Below are 2,009 nucleotides of genomic sequence, written 5' to 3' on the forward strand. Positions count from 1 at the left end.
ACTAGGGGTCCTCATCGGATTACCGAATTCAGTCAAACTCCGAATGCCAATGACTTATCCTTAGGAGTCAGACTGCGAGTGATAAGATCCGTAGTCAAAAGGGAAACAGCCCAGACCGCCAGCTAAGGTCCCAAAGTGTGTATTAAGTGGAAAAGGATGTGGAGTTGCTTAGACAACTAGGATGTTGGCTTAGAAGCAGCCACCATTTAAAGAGTGCGTAATAGCTCACTAGTCGAGTGACTCTGCGCCGAAAATGTACCGGGGCTAAATACACCACCGAAGCTGCGGATTGATACCAATGGTATCAGTGGTAGGGGAGCGTTCTAAGGACAGTGAAGTCAGACCGGAAGGACTGGTGGAGTGCTTAGAAGTGAGAATGCCGGTATGAGTAGCGAAAGACGGGTGAGAATCCCGTCCACCGAATGCCTAAGGTTTCCTGAGGAAGGCTCGTCCGCTCAGGGTTAGTCAGGACCTAAGCCGAGGCCGACAGGCGTAGGCGATGGACAACAGGTTGATATTCCTGTACCACCTCTTTATCGTTTGAGCAATGGAGGGACGCAGAAGGATAGAAGAAGCGTGCGATTGGTTGTGCACGTCCAAGCAGTTAGGCTGATAAGTAGGCAAATCCGCTTATCGTGAAGGCTGAGCTGTGATGGGGAAGCTCCTTATGGAGCGAAGTCTTTGATTCCCCGCTGCCAAGAAAAGCTTCTAGCGAGATAAAAGGTGCCTGTACCGCAAACCGACACAGGTAGGCGAGGAGAGAATCCTAAGGTGTGCGAGAGAACTCTGGTTAAGGAACTCGGCAAAATGACCCCGTAACTTCGGGAGAAGGGGTGCTTTCTTAACGGAAAGCCGCAGTGAATAGGCCCAAGCGACTGTTTAGCAAAAACACAGCTCTCTGCGAAGCCGTAAGGCGAAGTATAGGGGGTGACACCTGCCCGGTGCTGGAAGGTTAAGGAGAGGGGTTAGCGTAAGCGAAGCTCTGAACTGAAGCCCCAGTAAACGGCGGCCGTAACTATAACGGTCCTAAGGTAGCGAAATTCCTTGTCGGGTAAGTTCCGACCCGCACGAAAGGTGTAACGATTTGGGCACTGTCTCAACCAGAGACTCGGTGAAATTATAGTACCTGTGAAGATGCAGGTTACCCGCGACAGGACGGAAAGACCCCGTGGAGCTTTACTGTAGCCTGATATTGAATTTTGGTACAGTTTGTACAGGATAGGCGGGAGCCTTTGAAACCGGAGCGCTAGCTTCGGTGGAGGCGCTGGTGGGATACCGCCCTGACTGTATTGAAATTCTAACCTACGGGTCTTATCGACCCGGGAGACAGTGTCAGGTGGGCAGTTTGACTGGGGCGGTCGCCTCCTAAAGTGTAACGGAGGCGCCCAAAGGTTCCCTCAGAATGGTTGGAAATCATTCGTAGAGTGCAAAGGCATAAGGGAGCTTGACTGCGAGACCTACAAGTCGAGCAGGGACGAAAGTCGGGCTTAGTGATCCGGTGGTTCCGCATGGAAGGGCCATCGCTCAACGGATAAAAGCTACCCCGGGGATAACAGGCTTATCTCCCCCAAGAGTCCACATCGACGGGGAGGTTTGGCACCTCGATGTCGGCTCATCGCATCCTGGGGCTGTAGTCGGTCCCAAGGGTTGGGCTGTTCGCCCATTAAAGCGGTACGCGAGCTGGGTTCAGAACGTCGTGAGACAGTTCGGTCCCTATCCGTCGTGGGCGTAGGAAATTTGAGAGGAGCTGTCCTTAGTACGAGAGGACCGGGATGGACGCACCGCTGGTGTACCAGTTGTTCTGCCAAGGGCATAGCTGGGTAGCTATGTGCGGAAGGGATAAGTGCTGAAAGCATCTAAGCATGAAGCCCCCCTCAAGATGAGATTTCCCATAGCGTAAGCTAGTAAGATCCCTGAAAGATGATCAGGTTGATAGGTTCGAGGTGGAAGCATGGTGACATGTGGAGCTGACGAATACTAATAGATCGAGGACTTAACCATATAATATG

Annotated in this window: 1 rRNA gene; it reads left to right on the top strand. The window is 52.2% G+C overall.

The annotated features are described in order from the left end of the window. Positions 1–2,001 (top strand): 23S ribosomal RNA (locus PDQ68_RS28500); the annotation flags it as partial. Positions 2,002–2,009 lie beyond the last annotated feature (8 nt).

It is taken from the genome of Bacillus cereus group sp. Bc010, assembly GCF_027716745.1.
GTDB lineage: Bacteria > Bacillota > Bacilli > Bacillales > Bacillaceae_G > Bacillus_A > Bacillus_A pacificus.